Here is a 16558-nt window from a genome sequence, read left to right as displayed (position 1 = left end):
CCTGCTGGTCATGAGCTTCACGCCGTTCACCGGCCCCGCGGCCGGCCTCGCCCGAGCCGCCGGACCGGGCACCTCCTGCCCGGTCCGGCGAGGACTCCGACCCGTCCGCATTCCGGTGACGCCCTGGGCCTTTCCGGTCCTCGGGGCGCCGGCCCGACCGCGACACCCCGAAGGACGCCCCATGCACTGCGCACCACTGATCGACCCCGCTGTTCGCATCGCCGATCCGCCCCGCCCATCCGGCCGGAGGGCGGTCCCGGAGCTGACGGTGGACCTGGCGGCGGTCGCCGCCAACACCCGGGTCTTCGCCGCCCGTGCCGCCCGTCTGATGGCCGTGGTCAAGGCCGACGGGTTCGGTCACGGTGCCGCGGAAGCCGCCTTCGCCGCGCTGGGCGCGGGCGCGACCTCCCTCGGGGTCACCTCCGTCGAGGAGGCGCTGTTCCTCAGGGGCGCGGGAATCCGTGTGCCGATCCTGAGCTGGCTCAATCCGGTCGACGGTGCTTTCGAGGAGGCCCTGCGGGCCGGTGTCTCGCTGGCCGTACCCGGTCGCGAACACCTGGCCGCGGTGGTCCGCGCCGCGTCCCGGACCGGCCGGCCCGCCCAGGTGCACCTGCACCTGGACACCGGGATGTCCCGCGACGGTGCCGACCCCGCGGAGTGGGCCCATCTGTGCCGGCAGGCGCGAGAGGCGGAGCGGGACGGGCTGGTCCGGGTCGTCGGCGTGATGAGCCATCTCGGCTGCGCGGACACCCCGGGCGACCCGTGCACCGACCGCGCCCTGGAGCTGTTCCGGGACGGGGCGGTCACCGCGGCCCGGGCCGGGCTGCAACCCAGGTTCCGGCATCTGGCCGCGACCTCGGCGACCCTCACGGATCCGCGCACCCGTTTCGACCTGAGCCGGGTCGGTGCCGGCCTCTTCGGCATCGATCCCACGCGGACGACCCGGCTGCGCCCCGCACTGACGCTGACCGCGCCCGTGATCTCGGTCCGCACCGTGCCGGCCGGCGCGCGCGCCGGCTACGGGCACGCATGGACCGCCTCGCGGCGTACGCACCTGGCCCTGCTCGCGGTCGGATACGCCGACGGGCTTCCGCGCACGGCGTCCGACCGCGCGGAGGTACTGCTCGGCGGGCGCCGCTGCCCCGTGGTGGGACGCGTCTCGATGGACCAGGTCATCGTGGATTCCGGCGAGCGCCCCGCCGCGCTCGGCGACATCGCCACCGTCTTCGGGGCGGGCGACCGGGGCGAGCCCACCGTCCTGGACTGGGCCCGGTGGTCGGGAACCATCGAGCACGAGATCGTGACCGGTCTGGGCGCACGACTGCGCCGCACCGTGCGCCGTTCGGCGGTGGCCGCATGACCGGCTCCTCGAACGCCGGCCGGATCCGCGTCGCCGTGATCGGCGGTGGCCGCAGTACCGAGCACGAGGTCTCCCTGGCGTCCGCGGCGTCCGTACGTTCGGCGCTCGACCCCGCCGCCTACGACGTCGTGGCCCTCACCATCGGGCGGGACGGGCTGTGGCGGGACGCTGCCGAGCGGCCGCTGGCGGACTCACCCGCGGCAAGCCTGTCCGCGGCCCTCGCCGTGCTGGCGGGCTGTGACGTGGCCTTCCCCGCTATGCACGGCCCGCAGGGCGAGGACGGCACGCTCGCCGCGCTGCTGGACCTCGCGGATCTGCCGTATGTCGGCGCGGGTGTCCGGGCGGGCGCCCTGGCCATGGACAAGTGGGCGACGAAACTGGTGGCCGAGGCGGTCGGCATCGCCGTGGCCCCGGGCTTCCTGGTCACCGCGGACTGCGCGGACCGTGTGCGCTTCGACGGCCCGGTGGTCGTCAAGCCCGTCGCCGCGGGGTCCAGCCACGGTGTGTCCCTGGTGACCGAGGAGGCGGAGCTCGCCCCGGCGATCGCCGCCGCGCTCGCGGTCGACGACCGGGTCCTGGTCGAGCATCTGGTGACCGGACGCGAGGTCGATCTCGCCGTTCTGCAGCGCGCGGACGGCAGCCTGGCGGTGGGGCCGCCGCTGGAGATCCTGCTCGACGACGGCAGGCTCTTCGACACCGAGCAGAAGTACGACGGCGGAGCCCGGTTCCTGATTCCCGCCGCGCTCTCCGCCGACGAGCACGACGGTCTCGTCGAGGCGTCCCTCGCCCTCTTCGGCGCGCTGGGCTGCCGCGGGGTGGCGCGCTGTGACTTCTTCCTCACCGCCGACGGTCCCGTCCTCAACGAGGTCAACACCATGCCGGGCATGACCGCGCAGTCCCAGGTCCCCAAGATGTTCGCGCACCAGGGGCTGACGTACCCCGCGCTCCTCGACGAACTCGTCCGGGGCGCGCTGCACCGCCCCACGCCGGGAGCGCACCGCCCCCTTCCCGCCGCCGACCCGACCACTGAGCGGGTGCGCACGTGACCACACACCACCGCCCCGCCGATCACGGCTCCGCCGGGATCCCGGCCCACCACGACGGCACTTCCGAGGAGCACCGTATGCACCGCCTGCTGCGCACCGCCCGGGTCTACGCCCAGGCCGCCATCGACGTCGTCGTCCTCGGAACGGGAACGGACCTCGGCGACAGGGAACCGGAGCGCGCTCGGCGCGGTGAGCCGGCGCACGCCCGGTCCGGAGACGAGCGAGGACGGCCGGCGCCCCTCGGGCAGCACGCGGCCGGTGCGCACGGGGACGTACCGGCGCCCTCCGAGGCGTATCGGTGACACTGGACGGGACACTCGGAGCGGTATCCGCTCGGTCGGCGAGCGGAAGTGGAGACGACGAGAACGTGAGCAACGGAGCGGACCGCTTCTTCGAGCGGGTGGTGCGGGGCATCGGGTGGCTGGCCGCGCTGGCGGCCCTGCTGGTCCTGGGAATCCTGGACGTGACCCTGAACCTGGCCCACCTGCCGAGCGTCCTGCTGGCGGTCGTGGTGGCCCTGACCGCGCCGCGGCTGCGCGGCGAGGCACTGGGAACGGTCGCCCTCCTGGTGGGTACGGCCCTCCTGCTGGCCGCACGGGCCATGCCGCCGGTCGACTACAGCCTCGTGCCGTTCGAGTTCACCGTCGCCACCGTGACCGTCCTGCTGATCGGACTGTCCGCCTGGCGGGCCGAAGCGGTGCGTGCCACGGTCGCGGTCGTGGTGCTGCTCGCCGGCCTGGTACTCCAGCCCCTGCAGTGGGACAGATCGAGACTCTCGCTGATCTTCGCCCTGGCCCTGGCCCTGGGCGGCGTCATCGCCGGTGCCGCGGGCCTGTCCGTACGGTTGGTCCAGACCAGTCGCCAGCGCCAGATGGTCGCGGCGCAAGTGGCGCAGCGCACCGGCATCGCGTCCGACCTGCACGACTATGTCGCCCACCACGTCACCGGCATGATCGTGCTCGCGCAGGCCGCGCAGACCGTGGCGGCGAGCAAGCCGCAGGCGGTGCTGCCCGCCCTGGAGCGCATCGAGGCCGCCGGTGACGAGGCGATGACGGCCATCCGCCGCATGGTCACCCTGCTCCGCGAACCCGATGCCCAGGCCCGGCTATCGCCCCCGGGCACGATCGCGGACATCGCCTCCCTCGCCGGTCACTTCACCTCCGACCTCGGGCCGAAGGTGCGGCTGAACATCGACGGCGACGTCGAGGACGTGCCCATCGACGTCCAGTCGGCCGTGCACCGGGTGGTCATGGAGGCCCTCACCAACGTGCGCAAGCACGCCGACGACGTCCGCACGCTCGACATCGACGTCCGTCGCCACGGCCGGCCCGACACGGTGACGGTCGAGGTCTCCAACGACGGCCGCCGGCGCGGCGCCGGGTCGGCGGACGGCGGCTACGGGCTGAACGGTCTGCGGGAGCGGGCGGCGGCGCTCGGCGGCTCCTTCACCGCCGGTCCGAGGCTCCCGGAGGGCTGGAGCGTGCGGGCGCAGATACCGACCAGGGGGGCGTCATGACCATCCGGGTACTGCTGGCGGACGACCAGGCCATGGTCCGGACCGGCTTCTCGCTGATCCTCGGTGCCGAGGAGGACATCGAGGTGGTGGGGGAGGCGAAGGACGGCGTCGAGGCCCTGGAGATGGCCCGCGCGCTCACCCCCGACGTCGTCCTGATGGACATCCGCATGCCGCGGATGGACGGGCTGCAGGCCCTTCGCGAGCTCAATCGCCCCGGAGCCGGGGTCGCGCCGAAAGTCGTCGTCGTCACCACCTTCGACGACGACGAGTACGTCTACCGGGCACTCGACAACGGTGCCTGCGGGTTCCTCCTCAAGGACTCCGGCCCTGCCCTGCTGACCGAGGCGGTGCGCGCGGCGCATTCCGGGGAGGCCCTGGTCAGTCCCGCGATCACGATCCGGCTGCTGAGAGGCGTCAGGCCGCCTCGGACGGCCGCCCCGGCGGGATCGGGTCTGTCGTCCCGCGAGACCGAGGTCGTCCGGCTGGTCGCCGACGGCCTGACGAACGCGGAGATCGCGGCCGCGCTCTTCGTGTCGCTGGGGACGGTCAAGACCCACCTGGGCAACATCCAGACCAAGCTCTCCGCCCGCAACCGGGTGGAGATCGCCCTGTGGGCGTGGCGCTCCGGCCTGGTGGAGGGCTGAGCCCGGGCCTGGCGGGGACCTCGTGCTCTGCCGTCAGCGCCCCCGACTGCCGTCGCCGCGCGGAGCGGCCGGGCGCTGCGTCGTCTCGCGCCATGATATATGCTTGCCTTGTCAATTAATTGGGTATCGCTGCCCCCTGCGGGACGGCCCGCCCCGCGGCCCTCTGGCCCCGGGGTCTGCCTGAATGCCCTGTGTGTGAACTGTCATTGTGTCGCGCCGAGCACCCTGGGAGCGCCCCGCCGACGCCTTGGAAGATCCGCACCGGGGTCTCTCGATGTGCGTATACATGCCGTGTATACGCAGTGTGTATAGTGCTCGCCATGTCCATCGCCCACACACTGCTCGGGCTTCTGGAATCCGGCCCTCGCCATGGCTACCACCTCAAGCGGGCCTTCGACGAGAAGTTCGGACACGACCGCCCGCTGCACTACGGGCAGGTCTACGCGACCATGTCCCGGTTGCTGAAGAACGGCCTCGTCGAAGTCGACGGCGTCGAGCCGGGCGGCGGTCCGGAGCGCAAGCGCTACGCCATCACCGACGCCGGGATCAGCGATGTCGACGCCTGGCTCGCCACGCCCGAGAAGCCCGAGCCGTACCTGCAGTCGACCCTGTACACCAAGGTCGTCCTCGCCCTCCTCACCGGCCGCAGCGCCGCGGACCTGCTGGACACCCAGCGCTCCGAGCATCTGCGCCGGATGCGGACCCTCACCCACCGCAAGCGGCACGGCGACCTCGTCGACCAGCTCGTCTGCGGACACGCCCTGTTCCATCTCGAAGCCGATCTGCGCTGGCTCGAAGTCACCGCTGCCCGTCTCGAAGGCCTCGCCAAGGAGGTACGCGGATGACCGCCGCGGATTCCCTGCTCACCGCCGTCGCCCTGCGCAAGTCGTACGGCTCCACACCCGCCCTGGACGGCGCCGACTTCGCCATCCGTCCCGGCGAGATCGTCGCACTGATGGGCCCTTCCGGCTCCGGCAAGTCGACCCTTCTGCACTGCCTCGCCGGCATCGTCACTCCCGACTCCGGCGTCATCACCTATGCCGGACGCGAGTTGTCCGCGATGAGCGACGCCGCGCGCAGCGCCCTGCGCCGCAGCGACTTCGGCTTCGTCTTCCAGTTCGGGCAGCTCGTGCCCGAACTGACCTGCCTCGAGAACGTCGCCCTGCCGCTGCGCCTGAACGGAACCAAGCGCAAGGAGGCCGAGGGCACCGCGCGCTCGTGGATGGAACGCCTGGAGGTCGCCGACCTCGGCCACAAGCGGCCGGGAGAAGTGTCCGGAGGGCAGGGGCAGCGGGTCGCCGTCGCCCGGTCGCTCGTCACCGGGCCGAAGGTGCTCTTCGCCGACGAGCCCACCGGCGCGCTCGACTCCGTCAACGGCGAACGTGTCATGCAGCTCCTCACCGACGCGGCCCGCTCCACCCGCGCCGCCGTCGTCCTGGTGACCCACGACGCACGCACCGCCGCCTACGCCGACCGCGAGACCGTCGTACGCGACGGCAGGTCCGGCACCGTGGAGCGTGCCGCATGAGCCGTGGCACCACCTGGACACAGGATCTCCTGACCGGTGCGAGGTTCTCCGTCACCGGCGGCCGGGAGGGGTGGATGCGTACCCTGCTGACCTCGGTGGGCGTCGGCCTCGGAGTCGCCCTGCTGCTGTTCGCCACCGCCGTCCCGAAGGCCCTCGACGCCCGCGAGCACCGGGGCGACGTGCGCAGCACCTACGTCCCGGCCGAGAAGGCCGGCGACGACACGCTGCTCATCGGGGAGGCCGAGAGCGTCTTCCGGGACAAGAGCGTCTGGGGCAGGCTGGTACGCCCTCAGGGCGCCCACGCCCCGCTGCCGCCCGGAGTGAGCCACTTCCCCGCCCCCGGCGAGATGGTCGTCTCCCCGGCCCTGGCCGCCTTGCTCGGCTCCGCCGACGGCAAGCTGCTGGCGCCCCGGCTCCCCTACAAGAGGGTCGGCACCGTCGGGGACGAGGGCCTGCTCGGCCCGCGTGACCTCGTCTACTACGCGGGCGACGACACCATGAAGCCGGGCGACGACTTCGTCGAGCAGATCAAGGGCTTCGGCAACGTGCCGGATAACCAACCCTGGGATCCCGTGCTCCTGTTGCTGATGATGGTCATCCTGGTCGTCCTGCTGGTGCCGGTGGCCGTCTTCATCGCCGCCGCGGTCCGCTTCGGCGGCGAACGCCGCGACCGGCGCCTGGCCGCAATGCGCCTGGTGGGTGCCGACGGGGCGACGACCCGCAGGATCGCCGCGGGCGAGGCGCTGGGGGGCACTCTGCTCGGACTCGCCGCCGGGCTCGCCCTCTTCTTCGCCGGCCGCCGATTCGCCGACGACGTCGGCGTGTTCGACACCGGGTTGTTCCCGTCGGACGTTCACCTGAGCCCGTCCCTGGGCCTGCTGGTCATCCTGGCCGTGCCGGTCGCGTCCGTCGCGGTGACCCTCTTCGCCATGCGCGGCGTGGTCATCGAACCGCTCGGTGTGGTCCGCACCGCCGGACCGCCGAGGCGCCGCCTGTGGTGGCGCGTCCTGCCGACGCTGGCCGGACTCGCCCTCCTGCTACCCATGATGGGCCAGCCCGAGGACGAGTCCTTCAACCAGTCGCAGGTCATCGGGGGCGTCGTACTGCTCCTGATCGGCGTGACCGCTCTGCTGCCCTGGCTGGTCGAATCCACCGTGAGCCGGCTCGGCGGCGGCTCCGTCGCCTGGCAGCTCGCGGTCCGGCGGCTCCAGCTCACCAGCGGCATCGCGGTCCGCCCGGTCAACGGCATCGCCGTCGCCGTGGCGGGGGCGATCGCCCTGCAGTCCTTCTTCACCGGCGTGCAGGGCGACTACCGCAGATCCACGGGCGCCGACCTCGACCGCGCCCAGATACAGGTACTGGTCCCCGCCCAGGTGGAGGCCTCCCGGATGCCCGGGATCACCGAGCGGATCGCCGCCGCGGACGGGGTACGGCGTGTCCTCACCCTCGCCACGACGGACCTCGGCGACAAGCCCCGCCAACCGGGCACGTCCACCGCGCTCACCGTCGCGGACTGCGCTTCCCTGCGGGAGGTCGCCCGGCTCCGCACCTGTGAGGAAGGCGACGTGTTCCTGATCAAACCCCAGAAGGGGCTGAAGTACGCCGGGCCCACGGGCAAGCCGGGACAGCGGTTCTTCGTCGCCCCGACCTATGACGAGGACGGCGCCACCGACGCCGTCCGCTGGACCGTGCCGGCGGACGCGGCCCTCGTGGATCCCCGCCGGGATCCCAGCGGCTCCCCGAGAAGCGGCGTCCTCGCGACCCCCTCCGCGCTCCCGCACCTGGCGGCGGGCGCCCTGCGGTACCAGGCTTTCGTCACCGTCGACCCGGCCGATCCCGACGCGTTCGAGCACGTCCGCAACGCCGCCGCCCAGGCCCACGCGATGCTCGTGCCGATGAGCCTCGCGGCCGTCCAGGTCGACAACCGCTTCGCGGCCGTGAAGAAGGGGCTGCTGGTCGGCTCCGGCGCGGTGCTGCTGCTCATCGGCGCCAGCCTCTTCGTCTCCCAGCTGGAACAGCTCAGGGAACGCAGGAAGCTCCTGGCGGCCCTGGTCGCCTTCGGTGCGCGCCGCCGCACCCTGGGGTTGTCGGTCCTGTGGCAGACCGCGGTCCCCGTCGTCCTGGGCCTGGCTCTGGCCTGCGGTACGGGCCTGGCGCTGGGGGCCGTCCTGCTGCGGATGGTGAGCCGCCCGGTGCACGTGGACTGGGGAGCGGTGGGCGCGATGACCGGTATCGGCGCGGCCGTCGTGCTCCTGGTGACGGTGGCGAGCCTGCCGCCGCTGTGGCGGATGATGCGGCCGGAGGGGCTGCGGACGGAGTAGCCCTTCCGGAGCCGCCCCGGGCGGGTCGACTGTGTTCTCGGCCTCGGCCTCATATCGGGATGCGCGCTCCGCGAGGGACCGCAGCGGCTCGGTCATTCGGTCGCATCGGTCACATCTCTCCCTGGTCTCCGGTCAATGCAGGGGACGGAGGAAGGCAACCGGACCGCAGTCCGCTCCGCGGACCGCGATCCGGCTGCCCCGTCCGCTCGCACTGATCGCAGATTTCGGGAGTTTCGCCATGTCCGTCCGTATTCTCGCCCTCGTCGGCAGCCTCCGCGCCGGTTCCCACAACCGGCAGCTCGCCGATGCCGCCGTCAAGCACGCCCCCGAGGGTGTCGAGATCGTGCTGCACGAGGGGCTGGCCGACGTCCCCTACTACAACGAGGACATCGACGTCGAGGGCAACGTTCCCGCCGCCGCCGCCGCGCTGCGTGCCGCCACCGCACAGGCCGACGCGCTGCTCCTCTTCTCGCCCGAGTACAACGGCACCATGCCCGCCGTGCTGAAGAACGCCATCGACTGGCTGTCCCGTCCCTACGGCGTCGCCGCCCTCAAGGAGAAGCCCGTCGCCGTCATCGGCACCGCCTTCGGCCAGTTCGGCGGCGTGTGGGCGCAGGACGAGGCCCGCAAGGCCGTGGGCATCGCGGGCGGCCACGTCATCGAGGGCGCCACGCTGTCGATCCCCGGCTCCGTGACCCGATTCGCCGAGACGCACCCCGGCGACGACGCCGAGGTCGTCGACGGCCTGACCAAGGTCTTCGAGCAGATCGTCCAGGCCGACTCGGCCGCCTGATCCACCGGGTTCCGGGCACCCGCACCGTGCCGCTGCCGGTGTCGCCGATGACGGTGGCGGTACCGGCGCGTGCGGTTCCACCGCGTGGCACGCGCGGGGCTTGATCGCGCCGGGAGGAATCAGCCCGGTGCCATGGCGGCCGGCTCTGTCCCATGGGGGTGGGACGGCGCCGGCCGCCGGCTTCGGTCCGCGGATTCCACGGGGCCCTACGGGGTCAGTAGCGGGCGCCGTTGGCCCGCAGAAGCGGTGAGACCGTGGACGGGCGCCCGTCCACGGTGGCTCCGCCGAACTGGAGCATCGGAGCCAGGGTCCTGTTGTTGTCGGCCGGGAAGTTCAACGCGGGAGCGGAGAGGTCGTCCAGTACACCCCGCTGGGCCTCGGTCAGCGTCACTTCCAGGGCCCGCAGGTTGGCCTCGAACTGGTCCATGCGGCGCGCGCCGATCAGGGTGGAGGTGATCCCCGGACGTCCCCGCACCCAGGCCAGGGCCACCGCGGCGGGGCTGACGCCCACCTCGCCGGCGACGGCGTTGACCGCGTCGATCACCGGGTAGTCGGCCTGGCCGGGGGCTCCGACCAGGTGCGCGCGCGTGGTGTCGACGGGGCCGGTGGCGGTGCTGGAGTACTTCCCGGACAGGAATCCGCTCTTCAGCGGTCCCCAGGGCATCACCCCCATACCCAGGGCCTGGGCCATGGGGATCAGCTCGCCCTCCGAGGTCCGCTCGAGCAGCGAGTACTCCAGCTGCAGCGCGATGATCGGCGCCCAGCCACGGAAGCGGGCGATGGTGGCCGCCTCGGCCGTCGCCCACGCCGGCACATCGGAGAACCCGACATAGCGGATCTTCCCCTGGCCGACCAGGTCGTCCAGCGCGCGGAGGGTCTCCTCGACCGGCGTCGACGGGTCGAAGTTGTGCAGCCAGTAGATGTCGACATGGTCGGTCCGCAGACGCCGCAGCGAGTTCTCCAGCTGTTGCACGATCGCCTTGCGGCCGGGTCCGCCGCCGTTGGGGTCGTTCTCGTACAGGTTCCCGAAGAACTTCGTGCCGATCACCACCCGGTCGCGCAGCGCGGAGCGGCCGGCGAAGTAGTCGCCGATGATCTTCTCGGAGTGGCCGTTGGTGTAGATGTTGGCGGTGTCGATCGAGTTGCCGCCCCGGTCGAGGTAGGCGGCCAGGATGTTCCCGGACTCCTCGGGGCTGCTGCCCCAACCGTGATCCTCACCGAAGGTCATCGTGCCCAGCGTGAAGGGACTGACGCGCAGTCCCGAGCGGCCGAGCGTGACGTAGGAATCGAGCGACATGGTGGAACTCCCCAACCGGACGACGTTCGGGGACGCCGTGCCGGCCGTCCCCTGGTGCTCCTCCATTCGACTCCGCCACAGGGCCGCGTCCTAGACCGATGGGCGCGCGTCATTGCACGATCCGCTCAACCTCACCCGGATCATGGTGGACCCGCACGCGGTTCCGTGGTCGACTGGTGCGGTGCGGCACCTGGAGGAGATCCGTCACCGGATCGCGCGCCTGGCCGCGGGCAGCTCCCGCCCGCGGCGGATCGAGGGCATGGCGGTGTTCTCGTCCGGGCGCGTGACCGAACCGCTGGGCTCGGTCAGCGAACCCATGATCGCCCTGACCGTCCAGGGGGCGAAGCGCTCCGTCCTCAATGACCGGATCTTCGACTACCACGCGGGCCAGTACCTCGTGGCCACCGTCGAACTGCCCCTGACCTCGCAGATCACGCGTGCCACGCCCGCCGAGCCATACCTCGGGTTCGGGCTTCCCCTGCGACCGGCGGTCATCGCGCAGCTGCTGTTGGAGGCCGGTCCCATCGCCGTCCGCCCGCACGACGGGCCGGGCATCGCGACCAGCGACGCCGACGACAAGCTGCTCGACGCCGTCGTCCGGCTGCTGCGCCTGCTGGACGATCCACGCGACGTCCCCGTGCTGGCGCCCGGCGTTCGACGCGAGATCCACTGGCGGCTGCTGACCGGCCCCCAGGCGGCCCTGGTCCGCCAGATCGGCCTCGCCGACAGCCGGATGACGCTGGTCGCCCGCGCGATCGAGTGGATCAAGACCCATTACGACCAGGTGATCCGCGTGGACGACCTCGCCGACGACGTCGGTCTCAGCGTCTCCTCGCTCAACCGGCACTTCCGCGCGGTGACCGCCATGAGCCCGCTGCAGTTCCAGAAGCAGCTCCGGCTGCAGAAGGCCCGACTCCAGCTCATCGCGGCGCCGCACGACGTGGCCGCGGTGGGGCATGCCGTCGGGTACGACAGCCCCTCGCAGTTCAGCCGCGAGTACCGGCGCATGTTCGGGGCCCCGCCCGGCCAGGACGCGGCACGCCTGCAAACCGCGGTGATCGTCCAGGAGTAGACGCTCGGTACGGCCGCACGTCTCGCGCCGTGGGCGGTCGTCGTGCGCCGTCCGTCACCCGGTCGCCGCGCCGGCGTGGCGCAGGCGGTTCGAGAGCTGGTCGATCGAGACCAGGGTGAGGCCGTGTGCGTCGGCGAAGACGCGCAACCGGTCGGAGGAGGCGACCGAGCCGTCGTCCTCGCAGACCTCGCTGATCACGCCGACCGGTGGCAGGCCGGCCAGGCGCAGCAGGTCGACGGTGGCCTCGGTGTGCCCGCGGCGCTCGGCGATCCCCTTGGGGCGGGCGCGGAGCGGAAGGACGTGTCCGGGACGCAGCAACTGGTCGGGGCGGGTCCCCGCTTCCGCCAGTGTTCGCGCGGTCAACGCCCGGTCCGCGGCGGAGATGCCGGAACCCACGCCGACCGCGTCCACGGAAACGGTGTAGGCGGCCGCGTCGGCGGCGGGATCGGAGGGGACCATGAGCGGCAGTTCGAGCCGGTCGGCGATCTCCGGGCCCATGGGCGTGCAGATCAGGCCACTGGTCCAGCGGACGAAGAATCCCATGGCCTCGGCGGTCGCGAACTGGGCCGCCATGACGAGATCGCCCTCGTTCTCGCGGTCCGCGTCGTCGACCACGACGACGGGCCGGCCGGCTCGCAGATCGTCGACGGCGGCCGTCACCGTGTCCGGATCCGCGGTCGATCGCGGTGCCGATGCTGAGCTCACAGGAATCTGCCCTTTCTCGGATCCCCCCTGCGTGCGGGATGCATCGGTAACCGGATCAGTGGCTTGGGAAACCTGTGCGCCGACCAAACGAGTGTTCACACCCTGGCGCGCTCCGGCGTGCGCCGGTAGCGGGCGCATCGTCCCCGGGAGTGCTCCGGCGCCGCCGAGATACCGGACAGGACTCCCGCTCCGTCGCGGGCGACGACCGCGCGTGATGCCGGCGCCGGCGGCCTCACGGAGGAAGCCGCCGCGGAACGTGCCGTCGCCGTACGGGCGGAGCGGATCAGGGGCGCCCCGCCTCTTCGCCGCTACGTGCTGATGCCGGCCTCAGGACAGGCAGCCGACGTGCGCGAGGGCCTGCCTGAGCAGGACTCCCTGCCCGCCGGGCATCTCCTGCTGCAATTGCGCCGACGACGCTTCCTGGGGGGTGAACCAGACCAGGTCGAGGGCGTCCTGCCGGGGATGGCAGTCACCCGCGACCGGGACGACATAGGCGAGGGACACGGCGTGCTGCCGAGGGTCGTGGAAGGGGGTGACCCCCAGGGTCGGGAAGTACTCGGCGATGGTGAAGGGCTGCGGGGACGCCGGGATCCGGGGCAGGGCCATCGGGCCGAGATCCTTCTCCAGATGGCGGATCAGTGCCTCACGGACGCGCTCGTGGTGCAGTACCCGGCCGGACACCAGGGCGCGGCTGACGCTCCCGTCCGGCCCGATGCGGAGCAGCAGGCCGATGTGCGTGACCTCCCCGCTGTCGTCGACCCGCACGGGTACGGCGTCGACGTACAGGATCGGCATACGTGCGCGGGTCAGCTCCAGATCCTCAGGAGACAGCCAGCCGGGCGTGGTTTCGGTCATGTCGGCCATCGAGTGATCGTACGTGGAGAGAGCGCCGCGCGGGGAGACCGTCGGCGCGCCGCCGTGGACGTACTCGACGGCCGGTCGGGCCCGGCGTCCGCGGCGACCGGCGAACGGGGAAGCGGAGCCCGGCGGGGCGTCGTCCGACCGCGCGGGAGGGCCCCGGTCGCCGACGTCCGGGAGGCCCTCGCGCGGGCGCGATCGCTACCGGTGGGAGCGGGCGGCGGCGACACGGTAGGGGGCGAGGAACGCGGTCAGTGCCGCGAGCATCTCCTCGGGGGCTTCCTCGGGGAGCCAGTGGCCGGCGTCGGGGACGACCAGGCCGCGCACGTTCTCCGCGGCGAGCTTCATGGTGGTCGCGACGCCCTCTCCGACGCTCTTCGCTCCGCCGATGGCCAGGACGGGGAGCGACAGCGGTCGCTTCGCGCGTTCCGCGTTCTGGACGAAGGTGGTGTCGAGGTCGCGGTACCAGCCGAAACCGCCGCGCAGCGCGTGGCGGTGGGCGGTGAGGGACCGAATGTAGTAGCGGACCGCGTGATCGGGCAGTTTCCGTGCGGCCTTGGTCCTCAGCTGCCATCCGAAGTAGATGTCCTCCCGGCCGACGACGAGTTGCTCGTTGATGTCGTCGAGGCGGTTGAACGGGAAGTGCCAGAGCATGTTGTTGGCCTGGGCGGAACCCAGCAGGGGCGGTGAGGGCGTCACGCCGGGGATGACGGCTTCGGCGACGGCGAGGCGCTCGACGCGGTGCGGATGGTCGGCGGCGAGCGCGTAGCCGATGGGCATGCCGGTGTCGTGTCCGACGACGGCGAACTTCTCGTGGCCCAGGGCGTCCATGAGGGCGACGAGGTCGTCGGCGAGGGTGCCGGTGTCGTAGCCGTCGTTGGGCTTGTCGGTCAGGCCGATGCCGCGCTGGTCGACGGCGATGACCGTGTAGTGCCGGGCCAGCTCCGGCATCACCATGCGCCAGGCGTACCAGTTCTCGGGCCAGCCGTGCACCAGGAGCAGCGGCGGGCCCTCGCCTCCGACGACCACGTGCTGACGCAGCCCATTGGCCTGTACGAACCGGCTGGTGAACGTCTTGGTGAACCCCGCCGGCAGCCCTGGAGCCGTCGAGACCGAACCGAAGCCTCGCGGCATCCGCCCGGAAGCGGCGGCCGGCAGGGCCGAGGCCCCGACCAGTGACAGACCGGCGGCGACGGCGGCCGCACCGCCGACGAAGGCCCGCCGCGAAAGCCCGTGGTCGGGACGCGGCGCCGGCTGTGCGCCGGGGCCCGCCGAGGAGGGCGGCTCGATGGGGGAGGGGTTCATGCGGATTTCCCTTTCGATGGTGCGCGATCACGCGGCCGGCCGGGCGCGCCTGTGGCTCCGGATGGGTGGGGACGCCGGGCGTGCCCGCCGAGGGGGTGGGGATGCGTCCCACCGGGAACGGCGGGCGGCCGACGGAGCGGGGGGACGATGATCGGCGCGCGGTGCGTGACCGCTTGCGTCCGTGTCGGCCGCGGTGGGGGGTTCCCGTCAGTGCCGGCCGGTGCCGCTGCCGGCGGCGCGTATGGAGTTCGGCGACGCCGGGGACGGCGCCGGGCGCGGCGACGGTGCCACGGCTTACGAGCATATGCGCGTATCAATGGGATGGCAAGGGTGGGCGGGGAGCGTCTCCGTACCTGGTGAGCCCGCGATGAAGCCGGCGCGCGGCGCCCCGGCTCCCGTGGTGCGTGGCCGTCCCCGCTGGTGGCGGCGTGCAACGCGGCGGCGTCGTTCATCGGACCGACGGGCGGGCCCCATCCGTGCCGCGGTCACGGATGGGGCCCGCCCTCGCGGCGTCAGAAGCCGCAGTAGTAGCTGGAGCCGTTGCCGGGCAGCAGGGAGTCCTTCACCCAGCCGTAGGTGTTGTCGTGGGCGTTGCGGAGGTAGGTCCAGGTGCCGTTCTCGCCGGAGGTCCAGCAGTAGTAGACGAGCGTGTCACGGTTGTCGGCCCAGCCCTTTACGCCGCAGCCCGTGCTCGAGCCGCTGCGCTGGTTCGCGGACACGCCCGAGGTCATCGTGACGACGGTGGCGTCCTTGAGCGGGCCCGCGGTGCCGCAGGAGGAGCTCGCCGCCGCCGGCCCGGCGGTGACGACCGCCAGGCCCGCCGGTGCGGCGAGTACGCCTACCGCCAGTGCCGCCAGCTTGGCGCGATGTGTTGCTCGCATGGTTCTCACCCTCCCCATTGGGCTCACGCGTTTTGTCGTGAGCACGTAAGAAGCATGGAGGTGTGACCGCGCGCCCGATAGGCCGACTCTCGGCCTTTCGCGGCGGGAAATGGCGCATTCCGCCACTTTTGCCACGCCGCCGCGAATTCGCAACTTCCCTCTCACATAGGGAAGGTGAACGTCCTCCTTCACTTCCGACACGGAAATACCGGTCGTGGGATGTGCCCTGGGATTCGCCGCGCGAAGTTCCTTCGGGGCGGGATGTGCCCGGGATGGCTGTGGTCGCGTCAGCGGACGCGCACCCGGCCCTGGAGACTCGGCGGCGCGTGTGCCGGTGCGGCGCGGCGCGAAGGGTACCGGCCCGGTGCCGCCGGCGATCCGCCGGACGGAACACCTGGCGGGGAGGCCCTCGAAAACCAGTGGTGCGTCGCCGCTGTGCGCAACTACCGTGCTGGCGAGCCGAGTCGTCTAGCCAAGGACGTGCCGTTGTACACCGTGTGAGACCTCCCAAGCGCTGATGTGTCGCGCGTCGCACCTGTGCGCCGCGCTCCTTTCTGCTGCGGACTTCTCACTGAAACCGGTGTACTTCTGTGCTCAATAACTGGGTGGTCGTGCCCACCTGCCTTCCGCTCGTCCTCCGTCGTTGCCACACGTGCGCGTCCGAGCGCTTTCGGGCGAGCGGCAAATTCCGCGTCAACGCGAACCACAAGCTCATCGACGCCTGGATCCTCGTGCTCTGTACCGCTTGCGGGGAAACCGCGAAGCTCACGCTCCTGGAACGGGTGCATGTGCGTTCCGTACGACCCGAATTGCTGGAGCGGCTGCATGACAACGACAGCGGCCTGATTGCCGGGCTGCTTCAGGATCCGGTCGTGCAACGCCGCAATCGCATCGCCCTCGACTGGGACGGCGCCTGGCGCCTCGACACCGGCGGATCGGATCACCTCGACCGCGAAGTGATCGACGTTTCGGTCCACTTCGCGGCCCGGATCCCAGTCCGGCCGGTGCGATTGATCGCCGAAGGGTGCGGTCTTTCGCGGGCCGAGGCCGACAGACGTGTCGCGCAGGGGAAACTCGTCTCGGCCGTCCGGCTGAGCGGCAAGCTCTCCGGCGATTTCACCTTCACGCTCAAGCGCTGAGTCCTTGGGGTCAGGGGTCCGTCCGGCGCGACTGCCGGACGGATCCCGTCCCGACCTCGTTCGTACCGCCGGCTTCTGCCGGGCCGAACAAGG

The 16558-nt window shown here is 71.9% G+C and carries 16 protein-coding genes; 11 read left to right on the top strand and 5 right to left on the bottom strand.

The annotated features are described in order from the left end of the window. The first annotated feature begins 181 nt into the window (after positions 1-181). The 9 genes from alr (at position 182) to AB0F62_RS05010 (ending at position 9208) form a co-directional block, all read left to right on the top strand. A complete protein-coding gene (gene alr / locus AB0F62_RS05050) occupies positions 182-1360 on the top strand; it encodes an alanine racemase (protein WP_361792278.1) in 1179 nt (392 codons plus the stop codon). Further along, positions 1357-2406, top strand: coding sequence for a D-alanine--D-alanine ligase (locus tag AB0F62_RS05045; protein WP_361792276.1), 1050 nt, complete (start codon positions 1357-1359; stop codon positions 2404-2406). The genes alr and AB0F62_RS05045 overlap by 4 nt, the downstream gene beginning before the upstream one ends. Next, entirely contained in the window at positions 2403-2708 is a 306-nt protein-coding gene (locus tag AB0F62_RS05040; protein WP_361792274.1) for a hypothetical protein, read from the top strand. The genes AB0F62_RS05045 and AB0F62_RS05040 overlap by 4 nt, the downstream gene beginning before the upstream one ends. Positions 2709-2773: 65 nt before the next feature. Next, entirely contained in the window at positions 2774-3922 is a 1149-nt protein-coding gene (locus AB0F62_RS05035) for a histidine kinase (RefSeq protein WP_361792272.1), read from the top strand. Then, entirely contained in the window at positions 3919-4566 is a 648-nt protein-coding gene (locus tag AB0F62_RS05030) for a response regulator transcription factor (RefSeq protein WP_361792270.1), read from the top strand. The genes AB0F62_RS05035 and AB0F62_RS05030 overlap by 4 nt, the downstream gene beginning before the upstream one ends. Positions 4567-4886: 320 nt before the next feature. After that, positions 4887-5411, top strand: coding sequence for a PadR family transcriptional regulator (locus AB0F62_RS05025; protein WP_361792268.1), 525 nt, complete (start codon positions 4887-4889; stop codon positions 5409-5411). Then, positions 5408-6094 carry an ABC transporter ATP-binding protein gene (locus AB0F62_RS05020; protein WP_361792266.1) on the top strand — a complete coding sequence of 229 codons (687 nt, stop codon included), beginning with the start codon at positions 5408-5410 and terminating at the stop codon, positions 6092-6094. The genes AB0F62_RS05025 and AB0F62_RS05020 overlap by 4 nt, the downstream gene beginning before the upstream one ends. Then, positions 6091-8415 (top strand): FtsX-like permease family protein, encoded by a 2325-nt coding sequence (locus AB0F62_RS05015; protein WP_361792264.1) that lies wholly within the window; start codon positions 6091-6093, stop codon positions 8413-8415. The genes AB0F62_RS05020 and AB0F62_RS05015 overlap by 4 nt, the downstream gene beginning before the upstream one ends. Positions 8416-8653: 238 nt before the next feature. Further along, complete coding sequence (locus AB0F62_RS05010; protein ID WP_361792262.1) at positions 8654-9208, top strand: NADPH-dependent FMN reductase; 555 nt, start codon at positions 8654-8656, stop codon at positions 9206-9208. 214 nt (positions 9209-9422) lie between these two features. Here the strand turns inward: AB0F62_RS05010 and AB0F62_RS05005 are convergent, their stop codons facing one another. Continuing rightward, a complete protein-coding gene (locus AB0F62_RS05005) occupies positions 9423-10505 on the bottom strand; it encodes an aldo/keto reductase (RefSeq protein ID WP_361792260.1) in 1083 nt (360 codons plus the stop codon). A gap of 259 nt (positions 10506-10764) precedes the next feature. On the opposite strand from AB0F62_RS05005, the gene AB0F62_RS05000 reads away from it, so the two are divergent. Further along, the gene (locus AB0F62_RS05000; protein WP_361792491.1) at positions 10765-11577 is read left to right on the top strand and encodes an AraC family transcriptional regulator; all 813 of its coding nucleotides are present in this window, start codon (positions 10765-10767) and stop codon (positions 11575-11577) included. A gap of 54 nt (positions 11578-11631) precedes the next feature. On the opposite strand, the gene ribB is transcribed toward AB0F62_RS05000, so the two are convergent. The 4 genes from ribB to AB0F62_RS04980 form a co-directional block, all read right to left on the bottom strand. Then, positions 11632-12282: a 3,4-dihydroxy-2-butanone-4-phosphate synthase gene (ribB, locus tag AB0F62_RS04995; RefSeq protein ID WP_361792258.1), complete on the bottom strand. Its 651-nt coding sequence runs from the start codon at positions 12280-12282 to the stop codon at positions 11632-11634. 327 nt (positions 12283-12609) lie between these two features. Continuing rightward, on the bottom strand, positions 12610-13137 hold the full coding sequence (locus AB0F62_RS04990; RefSeq protein WP_361792489.1) for an NUDIX hydrolase family protein: 528 nt from the start codon (positions 13135-13137) through the stop codon (positions 12610-12612). A gap of 204 nt (positions 13138-13341) precedes the next feature. Continuing rightward, positions 13342-14445, bottom strand: coding sequence for an alpha/beta hydrolase (locus AB0F62_RS04985; protein ID WP_361792256.1), 1104 nt, complete (start codon positions 14443-14445; stop codon positions 13342-13344). Between the two features lie 512 nt (positions 14446-14957). Then, positions 14958-15326, bottom strand: a complete 369-nt coding sequence (locus AB0F62_RS04980) for an SH3 domain-containing protein (RefSeq protein WP_361792254.1) — start codon at positions 15324-15326, stop codon at positions 14958-14960. 590 nt (positions 15327-15916) lie between these two features. Between AB0F62_RS04980 and AB0F62_RS04975 the strand changes: the two genes are divergently transcribed. Then, complete coding sequence (locus AB0F62_RS04975; protein ID WP_361792252.1) at positions 15917-16465, top strand: DUF1062 domain-containing protein; 549 nt, start codon at positions 15917-15919, stop codon at positions 16463-16465. Positions 16466-16558: the final 93 nt, after the last annotated feature.

This window comes from Streptomyces sp. NPDC026673, from assembly GCF_040638135.1.
Lineage (GTDB): Bacteria > Actinomycetota > Actinomycetes > Streptomycetales > Streptomycetaceae > Actinacidiphila.
The sequence above is the reverse complement of the archived record's forward strand: the minus strand, read 5'-3'. Positions and strand labels throughout refer to the sequence as shown.